Consider the following 13,454-nt stretch of genomic DNA (forward strand, 5'->3'; position numbering starts at 1 on the left):
CCGCCGGTGGATGCGGCCTATATCTCGGCGCTGTCCGCGCTTGCGGGGTCGGCCATCGGCGCGATGGCCTCCTTCGCGACCACATGGTTGACGCAGCACAGCCAGGAGCGCGCGACGCTCCTGGTGCAGGACCGCGCGCGACGGGAGGCACTCTACGGCGAGTTCATCCGCGAGGCCTCGACCCTGTTCGGCGACGCCTTCGAGCATGACCTCGACGACCCGGCCAAGCTGGTCAACCTCTATGCCATCGTGAACAAGATCCGGCTCTTCGGAGAGCCGGAGACACTCGAAGAGGCTGAGCGTGTCATGCAGCGCATCGGCGAGACCTACTTCGCTCCCAAAAAGGATCTCGCCGCTTTCTCGGACATCCGCCATGCCCGGGACCTCGATCCGCTCTGCGCGTTCTCGATCGCCTGCCGCAAGGAACTGGCAATCGCCCGCCGTTGAGGCTCAGTGAGACACCGGCGCTCCCGGCATCCCTCCGAACCGCATGGCCATCCGCTGGAGCTTGTCCGGATTGCGGGTGAAGTAGATGCCGACGATCAGTCCGGCCTGAATATCCAAGGCGACGGTCTGGAGCATTCCGCCCGGCTCCAGGCTGACATAGCCCGGCAGGCCATCGATCCAAAGGTCCTGCAGCTTTTGGGCATGCTGGATCCACGACTTGCGTGCGGCGCCCTCGAACATGCGCGTGACCTTGTCGATGCCGACGATGGGCCGCGGGAATGCATGCACCTTTCCGCCGCCGTCCGAGTGCACGACGACGGCATCGGCGAGCATGCTGCGCAGGGCCGCGACGTCGCCTGTCGCCGATGCTTCGAAGAAGGCTTTCGCGATCCGCGCACCCTCTTCCCTCTCGACCGGAAAGCGCGGGCGGGCGGACTGCACGTGCTTCCTGGCCCTCGCGGCGAGTTGACGAACCGCCGGCGGCTCACGCCGGAGCGTGACCGCGACGTCCGCGAGCGGGACCGCGAAGACATCGTGCAGGAGAAACGCGGCCCGCTCCAGCGGCGAGAGCCGCTCCAGGGCCAACATCAGCGTGAGTGTCAGGTCGTCGCCCGGGTCTTCGTCCGGGGCCATGGCGACGGGCTCGGGCAACCAGGTCCCGAAATAGGTCTCGCGCCGTACCCGCGCGGACTTCATGACGTCCAGGCAGAGCCGCGTGACCGTGCGTGACAGGAAGGCACCGGCCGAGCCGACCTCGGCATGGTCGACGCGCCGCCAGCGGAGCCAGGCGTCCTGTACGACATCCTCGGCCTCGCCGATGGACCCGAGCATGCGGTAGGCGAGCCGGACGAGCCGCACCCGCTCCTGCTCGAAGACGAGGGTCGGATCGTCAATGGTCGGCATGGCGGAACGACCAGATGCTGAGGGCGACCGCAATAAGCGCAGGAAGTGTCACCGCGGGGAAGTCGCGAGGCAGAACCTCCGGCCCGCAAATGCCGACGGCCACCTCCCAGACATGGAACAGCGCATGGCCCGAGAGCCAGGTCGCACCCATGGTCCAGAGCAGGACACGCGAGCCGGGTCTCACGACACCGTACACAAATCCCGACCCGATCAGCACGAAGATCAGGCCGATATCTCGCAGGAAGTGCTGATTGAACGGGCCTGTCGAGGTCACGCCCGGCACGGCGGAATACCAAGCCTCGGGTGCGGCGAGCATGGAGAGGCCGTTGCCGATCAATCCTGCGCCAAGAAGGCCAGCCAGCAGCCGAATAGCTTTGGTCATCGCACTCTCCCCACGTAACTGGTCAGTGTGGGTGACGACGCGCCAAGGCCGGATGTGACATGGGATGGGTCTTATCTCGACGCTTTCATCGGCGCCTTCGGTCTTGCACGGCGCACCTCAATGAATTCGAGTCGGCTGCGCTGATGTTCGAGTGTCAGGAAGCTTGAGCGTGCCGCGAAGAGATTCGGCCGCTGTAGCGCGGGCATGATCGCGTTGGCTTCGACCAGTGATTTCGATCGTTCCTGCGATGTCGGCAGGGGCAATGCGGCATCGAAGCAGTGTCAGGCATCCGGTTGCAAGGACGCCTCACCGCAGCCTGTTTCGACGTACAACGAAAGGACAATGGTGTTGGGCGGGACGGAGGATCTGCCTCCGAGAAGTGAGCGCAGGAGGTAAGGCGATGCGTCACTGTATGACATCACTCGGGGGCACACGGAGTAATTACCGCAAATCCATTTGCGCTCCGTACAATGAGCCTCCTCGGTGAGACGATCGAGGAGCGCATCGATGTCGTAGCTGCGTACGCTACCCGTATGGCGGCGGATTGATTATTTAATTGTATCAATTCTAATATTGATCACATCACTGCTCTGTGTGAATTGCCTCTTGTGTGTGTATCGGAATTTTGCAATCCGATCCTTTACGCGCATCTGTTCCAGGATGCTTTAACTCGGCACTCGAAATGCTCCGCGTTTCCCGAACGCAGTCCGAACAGGAGTCCCGGCTAGGCATACTTTATCGCACCCATCGCGAGGCACTTTTGCGGTTTCTCGGTCGGAAGGTGGGTGTTCACGAAGCCTCCGATCTCGCGCACGAGACGTTTCTTCGGGTGGCCCACGTCGCCCTGGACGATCCCCCGCTGCAGAACGAACGCGCATTCCTGTTCAAGGTCGCGGCGAACTTGGCGATCGATCATCGGCGAGCCGAGGCACGTCGGGCACGCCTGCTCAGCGCGGAGGACATTGCCGCCCATCTTTCGGTGCCGGATGACGCACCGGGACCGGACCGGGATGCCAAGGCACGTGCCGATCTCCGCCGTCTGACGCAGGCGCTGTCCGAGTTGCCGCCTCGCCGGGCGACCGCATTCCGTCTCAGCCGGATCGAGGGCATGAGCCATGCGGCCATAGCCACGCATCTCGGTGTTTCACTCCGCACGGTCGAATCGGAGGTTCGGATGGCACTGGACCATTGCGCCGAGCGCCTACGGATCGGTCACCATGGAAGCTGATTGCGGGGCGGCACGGGCGGAGGCGTCTTCCAACGTAACGGCCCGCAACCGAGGGGCTGTGTTGCAGAGTCATGCCAATAACCGGCGAAGGCTCCGAGCATGCGGCGGGATAGGCTGTCTAAGCCGTCGCTCCGGGAGAGTAACCCTTGCACGCCGCAGTCTGGGAATGCTCTTGCGGCGTGTCCACGAGGAGAAGGCACGAAGGCTATGATGGCCGGGGATCACGACCGGGAACTCGGATCCGGCGACGCGGCGGCCGTCGAACGGGAGGCTCGTGCCTGGATCGTGCGGTTGACGTCCGGGACGGCAACGCATGCCGATGCGGAGGCCCTTACCGCCTGGCGCACGCGGCCCGAGCACGATGCCGCTTTCATCGCGGCCTCAAAGCTGTGGCGCCAAGCCGGTATCGCGCTCCCGAAGCAGGTCGCCCCTGCCCTTGTCCGCGAGGCACCACGTGACATCGCCCGTCGCCGGATACTCCGGGGTGCGGGGCTGGGCATCGCCTCGGCCTCCATCGCCGCGAGTGGGGCTGCCTTCCTGGCGAACTGGCCCGAACTGAGCGCGGATTTCCGAACCGGCACCGGAGAGGTGCGGACGATCGATCTGCCAGGAGGGGTCCGGATCGAGCTTGATGCCGAAACCGCCCTCGATTCCGGGACGGCCGAACCCGGCACCCTCGTCCTGCATGCGGGGGCCGTCGCCGTCACGGTCCCCGCCAATGCGCGTCCGATCTCCCTGACGGTCGGTCCGGCGCATGTGGCCACGCGTCCCGGGATGGCGACGGAGTTCGTCGTTCGCTGCCGTCCGGCCGAGGGGCTTACCGGCTGGACCGGCGGGACGGACGCCGAACTCTCCTGCCTCTCGGGCTCTGTCGAAGTGGTGGCGGAACCGGGCGCGCCGCCGACGGTTCTGGCCGCCGGCCAGGGGGTCGGCACGAAGCGTGGGGCGCGGGACATTCATTCCATCGACACGGCGACGACAGCGGCGTGGCGGCGCGGCCTTCTCGTCTTCCGCGACACGCCGTTGTCTCAGGTCGTCAATGATCTCAACCGCTATCGCCCCGGTCGGATCGTGCTGGGCAGTTCGGCGGCCTCCGCCCGGCGGGTGACGGGCATCTTCCACCTGTCCCGTCCGGAGGAGGCACTCACGAACATCCGCACCGCCCTCGCTCTCTCCGAATTCAGGCTCGGCGACCGGCTCGTCATCCTGCGCTGACCCGTCACGGACTTTTCTTGCGGGGTGACGGGCTCCGCAGCGTCTCAGGAATCAGACGGGCGATCACGACCCGTCGCACAGCGGTGGCAAGCCGCCTTGAGACGATGGGGCTGATGACGGTGCGGCGTAGCAGACAAGACCGGGGACGGGACCAGTACCGGATGGCCATTGGATTGAGCGGTCTCGCGACATTGGTCGCCGTCATGCCGGCTCCGGCTTCGGCGGCGATCGAGCATGCCGGCCCGTCTGCAACGATGGGTCGGTTACATCTCGTCCAGGCATCGGCACTCATGCCGGCCCAGGACGCGGCGATCGACTTCGCCCTTCCCGCCATGCCCCTCGACGAAGCGCTCGCGGCCTATGGCGCGGCCAGTGGCGTTCAGTTGATCTATGACAGCAGCGCCACCCGACATCTGCGCTCGATCGCAGTCGTCGGACGCTACGACCGTGCCGAAGGGTTGCGGCGGCTCCTGGCCGGCACGGGACTGACGCCCCAGTTCACCGCCGAGCGATCCGCCACCCTCCTGCGCGTGGTGGCACAGGCCGGTATCGTCGCCCCGGATCAGGCCGGGGCCGTTGCCCTCGACATGCTGGAGGTGTCGGGCGAGAACGCCATCGGTCCCGTCCACGGCTATGTCGCCCGCCGCAGCGCCACCGCGACCAAAACCGGAACGCCGATCCTGGAGACCCCTCAGGCCATCAACGTGGTTGGGCGGAAGGAGATCGAGGACCGTCAGGCCCAGAGCGTCAGTCAGGCCCTGCTCTACACGCCCGGCGTGATGAACCAGTACGGCACGGATGTGCGCTATGATTGGCTCTACGTCCGCGGCTTCGTGCCGGGCCGCTACCTCGATGGATTGCGGTTGCCCTTCGGAGCCCGGGGCTACTCGCAACCGCGTGTCGAATCCTATGGTCTCGAGCGTGTCGAGTTGCTGAAGGGGCCATCGTCGGGACTGTATGGTCAGAATTCCCCAGGGGGCCTACTCAACCTCGTGAGCAAGCGTCCGACGGCGACACCTCTTCGTGAAATCCAACTCCAGACCGGTAGTTTCGGGCGTGCGCAAGCCGCCTTCGACCTGTCCGGGCCGATCGATCCTGAAGGCAGGATCCTCTATCGGCTGACCGGTCTGGCCCGCACCACGGGAACGCAGCTCGACTATCTCGAGGAAGACCGCGTCTTCATCGCGCCGAGCCTCACTCTGCGGCCGGATGCCGATACGTCCCTGACGATCCTGTCACAATATCTCAACATCGATTCGCCCGGCGGGGGAGCGCCTCAGGGCTTGCCCGCCCTGGGCACACTCTACGCGAACCCGAAGGGCCGCATCCCTACGAAACGCTTCATCGGAGAGCCGAATTACGACCGGTTCAAGCTGCAGCAAGGCTTCATCGGATACGCGTTCGAACATCGCTTCAACGACGTCTGGACCGTCCGGCAGAACCTGCGTTACTCGCATGTCGACGCCAATACCCAGCGTGTGCAGGCAATCGGCCTCGGCGCCGATAACAGCACGCTCTCCCGCTACGCCTGGGCCTTCCCGGAGAGGTCCGACCTGTTCAACATCGACAACCAGGCCGAAGCCCGCTTCTCCACCGGCCCCTTCGCGCATACGCTTCTCCTCGGCGCGGACTACCTGCGCGAGGATGCCCGGTACGATGAGTCCCAGCTCCGGATCGTGCCATCCGTCGACGTGTTCGCCCCGGTCTATGCAGGCACGGTCACACGTCCCCCGCTCGGGACGCGGATCACCCAGGGACGAAACCAGACCGGACTCTACGCGCAGGACGAGATCCGCTTCGGCGGCTTCCGCCTGACCGTCAGCGGGCGTCAGGATTGGGCCGACGCGGTGACCCGCACGACGAATGCCGCGACCGGCGCGCTCACGCGAGTGAAACAGGATGACGCTGCCTTCACGGGCCGCGTCGGGCTGAGCTATCTGCTGGATGGCGGATTGGCGCCTTACATCAGCTACGCCACCTCGTTCCAGCCGACGGCCGGGACGAACCGCGCCGGTCAGCCCTTCGCACCGACGGAGGGTGAGCAGATCGAAGGCGGCATCAAGTTTCAGCCGCCCGGTACGAACCTCCTCATGACGGGAACGGTATTCGATCTGACGCAGAAGAACGTTCTGACACCGGACCCGACGGATTTCCGGTTCAATGCACAGACCGGCGAGGCCCGCGTCCGCGGCGTGGAACTGGAGGTCAAGGCAAGCCTGACCGAGAGTCTCGACCTGATCGCCTCCTACGCCGCCATGAACAGCGAGATCACCAAGGCGAATGCGAACGCGGCCGGGGCAAGCATCATCGGGAACGAACTCCCCTTCGTGCCCCAGCACCAGGCATCGGCTTGGCTCGACTACACGTTCCGAACGGGCGATTGGGCCGGGCTCGGTCTCGGGGCAGGCGTGCGCTACATAGGCGCCTCGGTGGGGGACAACGCCAACCTCTATCATATCCCGGTCGTCACCCTGGTCGACGCGGCCGTTCGGTATGATTTCGGCTACCGCTATCCAGCGCTGAAAGGCGTGGATCTCGCCGTCAATGCGACGAACCTGTTCGATAAGACCTACGTATCGACCTGCATCGCCGCGACCGGCTGCTTCTACGGCAATCGTCAAACCGTGCTGGCGACGCTGCGCTACCGTTGGTGAATGGCTGAAGAGGACCCAGTCCCAAGCAAAACGGCATTGCCGCTTTGCTTGGGACTTATCAAATTTTGCCTGCTGGCTGAATTTGAACATTTTGACGAAAGCGCAAAGATTATCTACTTTGCGCTATTCGTTTGGCAAATCGCGGCAATCTGCGTTGCTGCACGCGATCATATCGGCATCCACGCGGCCGAATATCCCTCGCCATTGTTCAATGATGCCTGAACGTTGCAGTCGTTGGCCTGTATAGGAAACGAAGCGGCGAGGAACCATTTCGCACACGATGCGATCGTCGGCGCAGGCCCCGTTTGCGTAGGCCGGCGGGACGTAGGCGACGCCAGCCTTCCCAGACATCGTAATGCGCTGCCACCAAGACAGCGCGACTTAGAAGTCGGTCCGCTCGGTAGTGAAGTACTGGCCATTTTCGACGGTGCTAGGATGCGCCGCCCAACTTGAATATGGGGGTATCCTCCGTAATCGGCACCATTACGCCACGGCCTGCCCCATCTGGTGGCCCAAGTACAAAGTTAGCGCATCATCGGTCGTGTGACGGTGGCGGGGCGAGTGAACGGCGCTGAGCTGCTTGGCTCTTCTGACCAGATGACGACCTCTGGCGCTGGCGGGTGGCAGCCGACCGACGAGTGTGGACGGATGCTGTTGTAGCGCCTCCGCCATAGCTCGATCACGAGGCTGGCCTCCTTGAGTAATCGGCAGATGAATAAGCTGGCAGAACGAGCCCGGGCCGAATTGGGCTGCTGGATGGTTAGCCCAGTCGTCGCAATCATCCTGGACGTCCGCAAGCGGACGCGTCCCCCATCGGCGGCCCTACCGAGCCCTCGCGCCGCGGCTAGAGCTGCGCCCGACCACGTTGGGTCGGGACACATCTCTAAGCCTCTGTTTGCCGCGCTCTTTTTCGCCGAACCGGCATCCACTTCGGCGGATCGTTGCTTTCCATGAACCGATGCGCCTCGGCGATGCCATCGAGTTTGAAGGTTTTCGCGATGACTGGCTTGAGTGCCCCTGACGCGAGGCCCTCGACGATATACACTTTGGCCTTCCGAAGACGCTCTGGGTCCTGGGTGATCTCGAAGAGTTGGTAGCCACGCACGGTGAGGTTCTTGCCGAGCAGCGACAGGACCGGGATCGTGATGGGCGTGGTGTCGAGCGCGCCGTACTGAAAGAAGATCCCGAGGGAGCTCAACGCCTCAAGGATCTTACCGACCTCCGGTCCGCCGACCGGGTCGAAGGCGACGCGAGCGCCCTTGCCGTCCGTGATCCGCCTCACCTCGGCGACGAGGTCCTGCTCCTCCGTGGCGATGACATGGGCGGCACCATGGGCCAGGAGTTCGTCGCGCTTGTTGCTGCGCCGGGTCAACGCAACGGGGATGGCGCCAAGCGCCTTTGTGATCTGAATGGCGGCGAGCCCGACGCTGCTGGACGCAGCGCGGATCAGCACCGTCTCGCCGGCCTTCACGTCCGCGATGTCGATCAGCGCGCCGTAGGCGGTCGTGAACATCATCCAGGCGGCGGCCGCCTCCTCCCAGGACAGCGTCTCCGGGTGCTTCACTACACCGGTGGCCGGTGCGTTCACGAGTTCGCCGTGCAGGCCGTACTCCCCCAGCATGAAGCAGGGAATTACACTGACGGCATCGCCCAGCGCGAGGCCATCGACGTCCGGTCCGAGAGCTTCGACGGTGCCGGCGGCCTCGTACCCGAGGATGGCTGGGAAGGTCGGCTCGGTGACGTACTGGCCGGTCCGGAACATCACCTCGGCGCGGTTCAGACCCATCGCCTTGACCCGGATCTGGACCTCGCCGGCCTTCGGCGCCGGTACCGCCACGTCCTCGACCTTGAGGACCTCGGGGCCCCCGATTTCATGGAAGCGTACGATGCGCGTCATGGGTTGTTTCCTGTCGTGGGCGCCATTCCCGCGGATCGCGGATGGGCTGGTGTCTCGAACCTAAGGACGGGCGACTGCTGCGATAACCTGCTAGTTTCTGCGCGCGGTGATGAATGGAAGTGAACAATGCGCGCGAGCGAGCTCGGTGAGATGTCGACCTTCCTGGCCGTTGCCAAGCATCGCAGCTTCCGGAAAGCCGCAACTGAGCGTGGCGTCGCTTCCTCCGCTGTCAGCCATGCAATCCGCAGCCTTGAGGAACGCATCGGCGTTCGGTTGCTACAGCGCACGACCCGATCCGTTGCTTTGACCGACGCAGGCGAACGCTTTCTCGCCGAACTCGCACCCGCCTTCGACCAGATCGCGAGGGCTCAGGAGAGCCTGAACACCTTCCGGGAGACGCCGTTCGGCATGGTCAGGATCAACCTGCCCACCTCGATTGCCCCCTTCCTGCTGCGCGACGTCCTGGTTCCGCTGACCGAGGGAAATCCGGGTCTGCACCTGGACGTCGTGTCCACAGACCGCTTGGTCGACATCGTCGAGGAAGGTTTTGACGCCGGCATCCGGTTCGGCGAAGTGCTATCCCGCGACATGGTTGCCATCCGGATTGGCCCGGTGCAGCGTCTCGTCGTGGTGGCTTCGCCGGATTACCTGAGCAAGAACTCTCGTCCAGAGCATCCACGGGACCTCGCACGGCATACCGGCATCCGATACCGCTTCCCCAGTGGCAAAATCTTCAACTGGCGGTTCGAGCGCGACGGCGAGGCCATCGAGGTCGAGGTCGATGGTCCTATCACCCTCGACGACCAGCAACTGATGATCGAGGTGGCCGCCAAGGGAGGCGGCCTCGCCTACGTCTGGGAGGATCGCGCCAGGCCGTACCTCGACGCCGGGACACTGGTCCTGTGCCTGGAGGAATGGTGCCCCATAAAGGGAGACCTGTTCCTTTACTATCCCAGCCGGCGGCACGTCTCCGGAGGTCTCAAGGTCCTCATCGACCGCATGCGGATCTGATCGAACGATAGCCGACTGACGGCAAACCACCCGACCTTACCGTTGAGCGAACCGGCGGTTGGTGATTGAAAACAACAACACCCCGCCCAAGCCGGTAACGTTGACCACCTGAGCTACCGTAACCTTTGCCTTACGGCCAAACGCATCAGCCCTGCCCCTTGAAGACGAGGCTTTTCTCATATCGGCGATCTGTCCTGCTGACGCCGGAGACAGTCGTGCGATGCACCGGAGAGGTGACGCGAAGCTCTTTCTTTCTCGTGCGTCTTTCAAGTCCCGAGCATGTCCGCCTCTGCCCTGCCCACGGCCGCAGCCTGTTGCTGGGCGACGGCCCTGTCGGATCTGCGCTTGAGACGGAGGCCGATGGCAATGACGAGGGTAGCGCCGAGCACACCTGTCGCGTGCGGGACCAAGCCCTGCAGGGTTGGGGGCATGAGCGCGACCATGTGCTCTTGAACGAGCCGATCCGTCGCGATCATCTCGCCGGCCACCCAACCCAACAGCCCGCCGCCGAACCAAATCAGGATCGGGAACCGGTCGATCAGCCGGGTGATCAGGCTGGCGCCGACCACAAGCAGCGGTACCGAGAGAGCCAGGCCGATGATGAAGAGTTCGTCGTGTCCCTTGGCGGCGCCCGCCACCGCGACGACGTTGTCGAAGCTCATCACGGCGTCGGCCACCACGATCGTCCAGATCGCCTTGGGCAGGCTGGAATGCTCCTTGATGGCGCTCTCATCCTCCTCCTCGCCGCGCACGAGCTTGACCGCGATATGCAGCAGGATGAGGCCACCGGCCACCTTCAGCAGGGGCACCGCCAGCAATTGCGAGATGATGACGGCGAAGAAGATCCGCAGCAGAGCCGCCGCGAAAGCGCCCGCGAATACGCCGATCCGCCGCTGCCGCTCGGGCAGGCCGCGGCAGGCCATGGCAATGACCACCGCATTGTCGCCCGACAGGATGATGTCGATCCAGACGATCTGCAGGAGCGACAACAGGAAGGAGGAGGTGAGGTAGGATTCCACGTCGAAAACGCCTCTGCTGCTCCGGCTCGGCGAAGCGATCGAGCACTCGGCAGGTGCCCATTGTCCCGCCTGCACATGCGCAGACGGGCACCTCGGATAATCGGCAGAGCCGGCAATCCCCCCAAGGAGATACCGGCTCTGATCGCGGGTTCAGGGATTGGCTTCGACGGCGGAGCGGAGCACGGGAGTCCACCGCGCCACCTCGCGTTCGACAAGCGCCTGCAGAGCGTCCGGGCCGGCCTCGGCATCCTTCGGCACCGTGCCGCCGAGATCGAGGATGCGCTTCGTCGTGCCCGGGTCCTTGAGCGCCGTCGCGAGAGCCGCCACGAGCTTGGCCCGGACATCCGCCGGCAGGCCTTTCGGCGCGAACACGGCGTTCCAGGCGCTGACCTCGTAGCCCGGCAGGCCGGCCTCCTTCGTCGTCGGCACGTCGGGCAGGCTCGGGGAGCGCTCGGGCGTCGCGATGGCATAGGCCTTGATCGTGCCGCCGGCGATCTGCGGGGCGACGTTGACGATCTGATCCGTCATGAAGTCGACCTGGTTCGCCATCAGGTCGTTCAGCGCAGGCCCCGTGCCGCGATAGACGACGAGCGTGGGTTTGGCGCCGGTGAGCGAGTCGAAGAGCACGCCCGTCGAATGCGAAACCGAGCCGACGCCCGCATGGGCCTGGTTTATCGAGGGGCCGCCCGCCTTGATCGCCTCGATGAAGCTTTTGAGGTCCTGCGCCGGGAAGCCCTTCTTGGCGACGATGACAATCGGCGTGCCGGCGGCGAGGCCGATGGGATCGAAGCTCTTGGCCGGATCGTATTTCAGGCCCTTGAACAGGGCCGGTGCCGCGCCATGCGTGCCCATGTGGCCCATCATGATGGTGTAGCCGTCGGGCGAGGCCTGTGATGCACGGGTGATGCCGGTGGTGCCGCCGGCTCCGGTGACGTTCTCGATGACGACCTGCTGGCCGAGCGCGCGGGACATGGGTTCGGCGACGATCCGCGCCACCACGTCGGTCGGTCCACCGGCCGCGAAAGGCACCACCATGGTGATCGGGCGCTGGGGATAGGTATCGGCTGCAGCGCTGACGGCGGCGAGCGCCGACAGGAGGCCGATGGCGAGAGCCCTTCTCATGTTCCTCATCCTTTTCGTTTCTGGTTATCGTGTCCGCCGTCGAAGGACGCCGGGGCGTCCGCGCCGTCAGGCCTCCGTGAACACCTCGTCCCGGCTTCGCCGCAGCGACGGCAGCAGCGCCGCCGCCAGGATGGTGAAGGCGACGAGGAACAGCACCGCGCTGACCGGGCGCTCGAGGAACACCAGGGCGTCGCCGCGCGACAGGGTGAGGGCACGGCGCAGGTATTCCTCCATCAGCTTGCCCAGGACGAAGCCGAGTAGCAGCGGCGCGGGCTCGAAGCCGAACTTGATCAGCCCGTATCCGAACACTCCGAAGGCCGCGATCAGCATCACGTCGGTGGGCAGGGAATTGATCGAGTAGATGCCGATCGAGCAGAACATCAGGATCGCGGGGAACATCAGCCGGTAGGGCACCTTCAACAGGCGCACCCAGATGCCGACGAGGGGCAGGTTGATGACGAGGAGCATGAGGTTGCCGATCCACATCGACGCGATCATGCCCCAGAACAGGTTGGGGTTCTTGGTCATCACGCCGGGGCCCGGAACGATGCCGTGGATCGTCATCGCGCCGACCATCAGCGCCATCACGGCATTCGGCGGAATGCCGAGGGTAAGGAGCGGGATGAAGGCCGTCTGAGCTCCGGCATTGTTGGCGCTCTCCGGACCAGCGACCCCTTCGATGGCGCCGCGCCCGAAACGGCTCGGATCGCGAGCGAGCCGCTTCTCGATCGTGTAGGAGGCGAAGGGGCCGAGGACGGCGCCATTGCCGGGCAGGATGCCCAGGATCGACCCGATCGCCGTCCCGCGCAGAGCCGAGGGTGCGGCCTGCCGAAGGTCCGCGAGACTGGGCAGCAGGCGGCCGATCCGCGCCCGGGCGATCTCACGGGTCTCGGTCTGGTCGAGGTTACGCAGGATCTCGGCGACCCCGAACAGGCCCATCGCCAGGACCGAGAAATCGACGCCGTCAGTGAGGAAGACGAGGCCGAAGGTCATGCGCTCCTGGCCGGTCTCGAGGTCGGTGCCCACGGCGGCGAGCAGGATTCCGACCAGGATCATGGCCACGGCCTTGAGCACGGAGCCGTGCGCGAGGACGACGGCGAAGGCGAGCCCCATCACCATCAGGGCGAAGTACTCCGCAGGCCCGAAGATCAGCGCGAGGCGCGTCAGCGGTGCGCCGAGCGCCGCGATCAGCAGCGTGGCGACGGTGCCGGCAAAGAACGAGCCGATGGCGGCGATGCCGAGGGCTACTCCGGCCCGCCCCTGACGGGCCATCTGGTGCCCGTCGAGGGTGGTGACGACCGACGTCGCCTCACCGGGGATGTTGACCAGGATCGCGGTAGTGGAGCCGCCGTATTGCGCCCCGTAATAGATCCCCGCGAGCATGATCAGGGCGCCGACGGGATCGAGCCCAAAGGTGATCGGCAGGAGCATCGCGATGGTGGCGATCGGGCCGACGCCGGGCAGCACGCCGATCAGGGTGCCGACGAGACAGCCCAAGAAGCATAGCGTCACGTTCTGCAGGCTCAGCGCGACGGCAAAGCCGAGGCCGAGATTGGCGAGGAGATCCGTCACGTGC

The 13,454-nt window shown here is 65.0% G+C and carries 12 protein-coding genes and 1 pseudogene; 6 read left to right on the forward strand and 7 right to left on the reverse strand.

Features of this window, described 5'->3' with window-relative positions; genetic code table 11:
• The first annotated feature begins 6 nt into the window (after positions 1-6).
• Complete coding sequence (locus ASF32_RS11445; RefSeq protein ID WP_056428042.1) at positions 7-447, forward strand: hypothetical protein; 441 nt, start codon at positions 7-9, stop codon at positions 445-447.
• Between the two features lie 3 nt (positions 448-450).
• Here the strand turns inward: ASF32_RS11445 and ASF32_RS11450 are convergent, their stop codons facing one another.
• Together ASF32_RS11450 and ASF32_RS11455 are read right to left on the reverse strand one after the other, a co-directional pair.
• The gene (locus ASF32_RS11450) at positions 451-1,350 is read right to left on the reverse strand and encodes a sigma-70 family RNA polymerase sigma factor (RefSeq protein ID WP_056428045.1); all 900 of its coding nucleotides are present in this window, start codon (positions 1,348-1,350) and stop codon (positions 451-453) included.
• Positions 1,337-1,732, reverse strand: coding sequence for a hypothetical protein (locus ASF32_RS11455; RefSeq protein WP_056428048.1), 396 nt, complete (start codon positions 1,730-1,732; stop codon positions 1,337-1,339). The genes ASF32_RS11450 and ASF32_RS11455 overlap by 14 nt, the downstream gene beginning before the upstream one ends.
• 682 nt (positions 1,733-2,414) lie before the next feature.
• Between ASF32_RS11455 and ASF32_RS11465 the strand changes: the two genes are divergently transcribed.
• The 4 genes from ASF32_RS11465 (at position 2,415) to ASF32_RS25270 (ending at position 7,051) form a co-directional block, all read left to right on the forward strand.
• On the forward strand, positions 2,415-2,960 hold the full coding sequence (locus tag ASF32_RS11465) for an RNA polymerase sigma factor (RefSeq protein ID WP_056428055.1): 546 nt from the start codon (positions 2,415-2,417) through the stop codon (positions 2,958-2,960).
• A gap of 207 nt (positions 2,961-3,167) precedes the next feature.
• Entirely contained in the window at positions 3,168-4,175 is a 1,008-nt protein-coding gene (locus tag ASF32_RS11470) for a DUF4880 domain-containing protein (RefSeq protein ID WP_056428061.1), read from the forward strand.
• A gap of 83 nt (positions 4,176-4,258) precedes the next feature.
• Complete coding sequence (locus ASF32_RS11475) at positions 4,259-6,829, forward strand: TonB-dependent siderophore receptor (protein WP_244483626.1); 2,571 nt, start codon at positions 4,259-4,261, stop codon at positions 6,827-6,829.
• Entirely contained in the window at positions 6,830-7,051 is a 222-nt protein-coding gene (locus ASF32_RS25270; RefSeq protein WP_156467767.1) for a hypothetical protein, read from the forward strand.
• Positions 7,052-7,353: 302 nt separating this feature from the next.
• Here ASF32_RS25270 and ASF32_RS25750 read toward each other — a convergent pair.
• Both ASF32_RS25750 and ASF32_RS25935 read right to left on the reverse strand, forming a co-directional pair.
• A pseudogene (locus tag ASF32_RS25750) lies at positions 7,354-7,530 on the reverse strand (integrase core domain-containing protein); the annotation flags it as partial.
• 182 nt (positions 7,531-7,712) lie between these two features.
• Positions 7,713-8,726, reverse strand: coding sequence for a zinc-dependent alcohol dehydrogenase family protein (locus tag ASF32_RS25935; protein WP_056428067.1), 1,014 nt, complete (start codon positions 8,724-8,726; stop codon positions 7,713-7,715).
• A 126-nt stretch (positions 8,727-8,852) separates the two neighbouring features.
• Between ASF32_RS25935 and ASF32_RS11485 the strand changes: the two genes are divergently transcribed.
• Positions 8,853-9,737, forward strand: coding sequence for a LysR family transcriptional regulator (locus tag ASF32_RS11485; RefSeq protein ID WP_056428071.1), 885 nt, complete (start codon positions 8,853-8,855; stop codon positions 9,735-9,737).
• Between the two features lie 266 nt (positions 9,738-10,003).
• Here ASF32_RS11485 and ASF32_RS11490 read toward each other — a convergent pair whose 3' ends face one another.
• The 3 genes from ASF32_RS11490 to ASF32_RS11500 all read right to left on the reverse strand — a co-directional run bounded on the left by ASF32_RS11490 (position 10,004) and on the right by ASF32_RS11500 (position 13,450).
• Positions 10,004-10,756, reverse strand: a complete 753-nt coding sequence (locus ASF32_RS11490; RefSeq protein WP_056428076.1) for a TerC family protein — start codon at positions 10,754-10,756, stop codon at positions 10,004-10,006.
• 150 nt (positions 10,757-10,906) lie between these two features.
• On the reverse strand, positions 10,907-11,878 hold the full coding sequence (locus tag ASF32_RS11495) for a tripartite tricarboxylate transporter substrate-binding protein (protein WP_082470416.1): 972 nt from the start codon (positions 11,876-11,878) through the stop codon (positions 10,907-10,909).
• A 66-nt stretch (positions 11,879-11,944) separates the two neighbouring features.
• Entirely contained in the window at positions 11,945-13,450 is a 1,506-nt protein-coding gene (locus ASF32_RS11500; protein WP_056428081.1) for a tripartite tricarboxylate transporter permease, read from the reverse strand.
• Between the last annotated feature and the right edge of the window lie 4 nt (positions 13,451-13,454).

The organism is Methylobacterium sp. Leaf91 (assembly GCF_001422815.1).
In the GTDB taxonomy this organism is placed as follows: Bacteria; Pseudomonadota; Alphaproteobacteria; order Rhizobiales; family Beijerinckiaceae; genus Methylobacterium.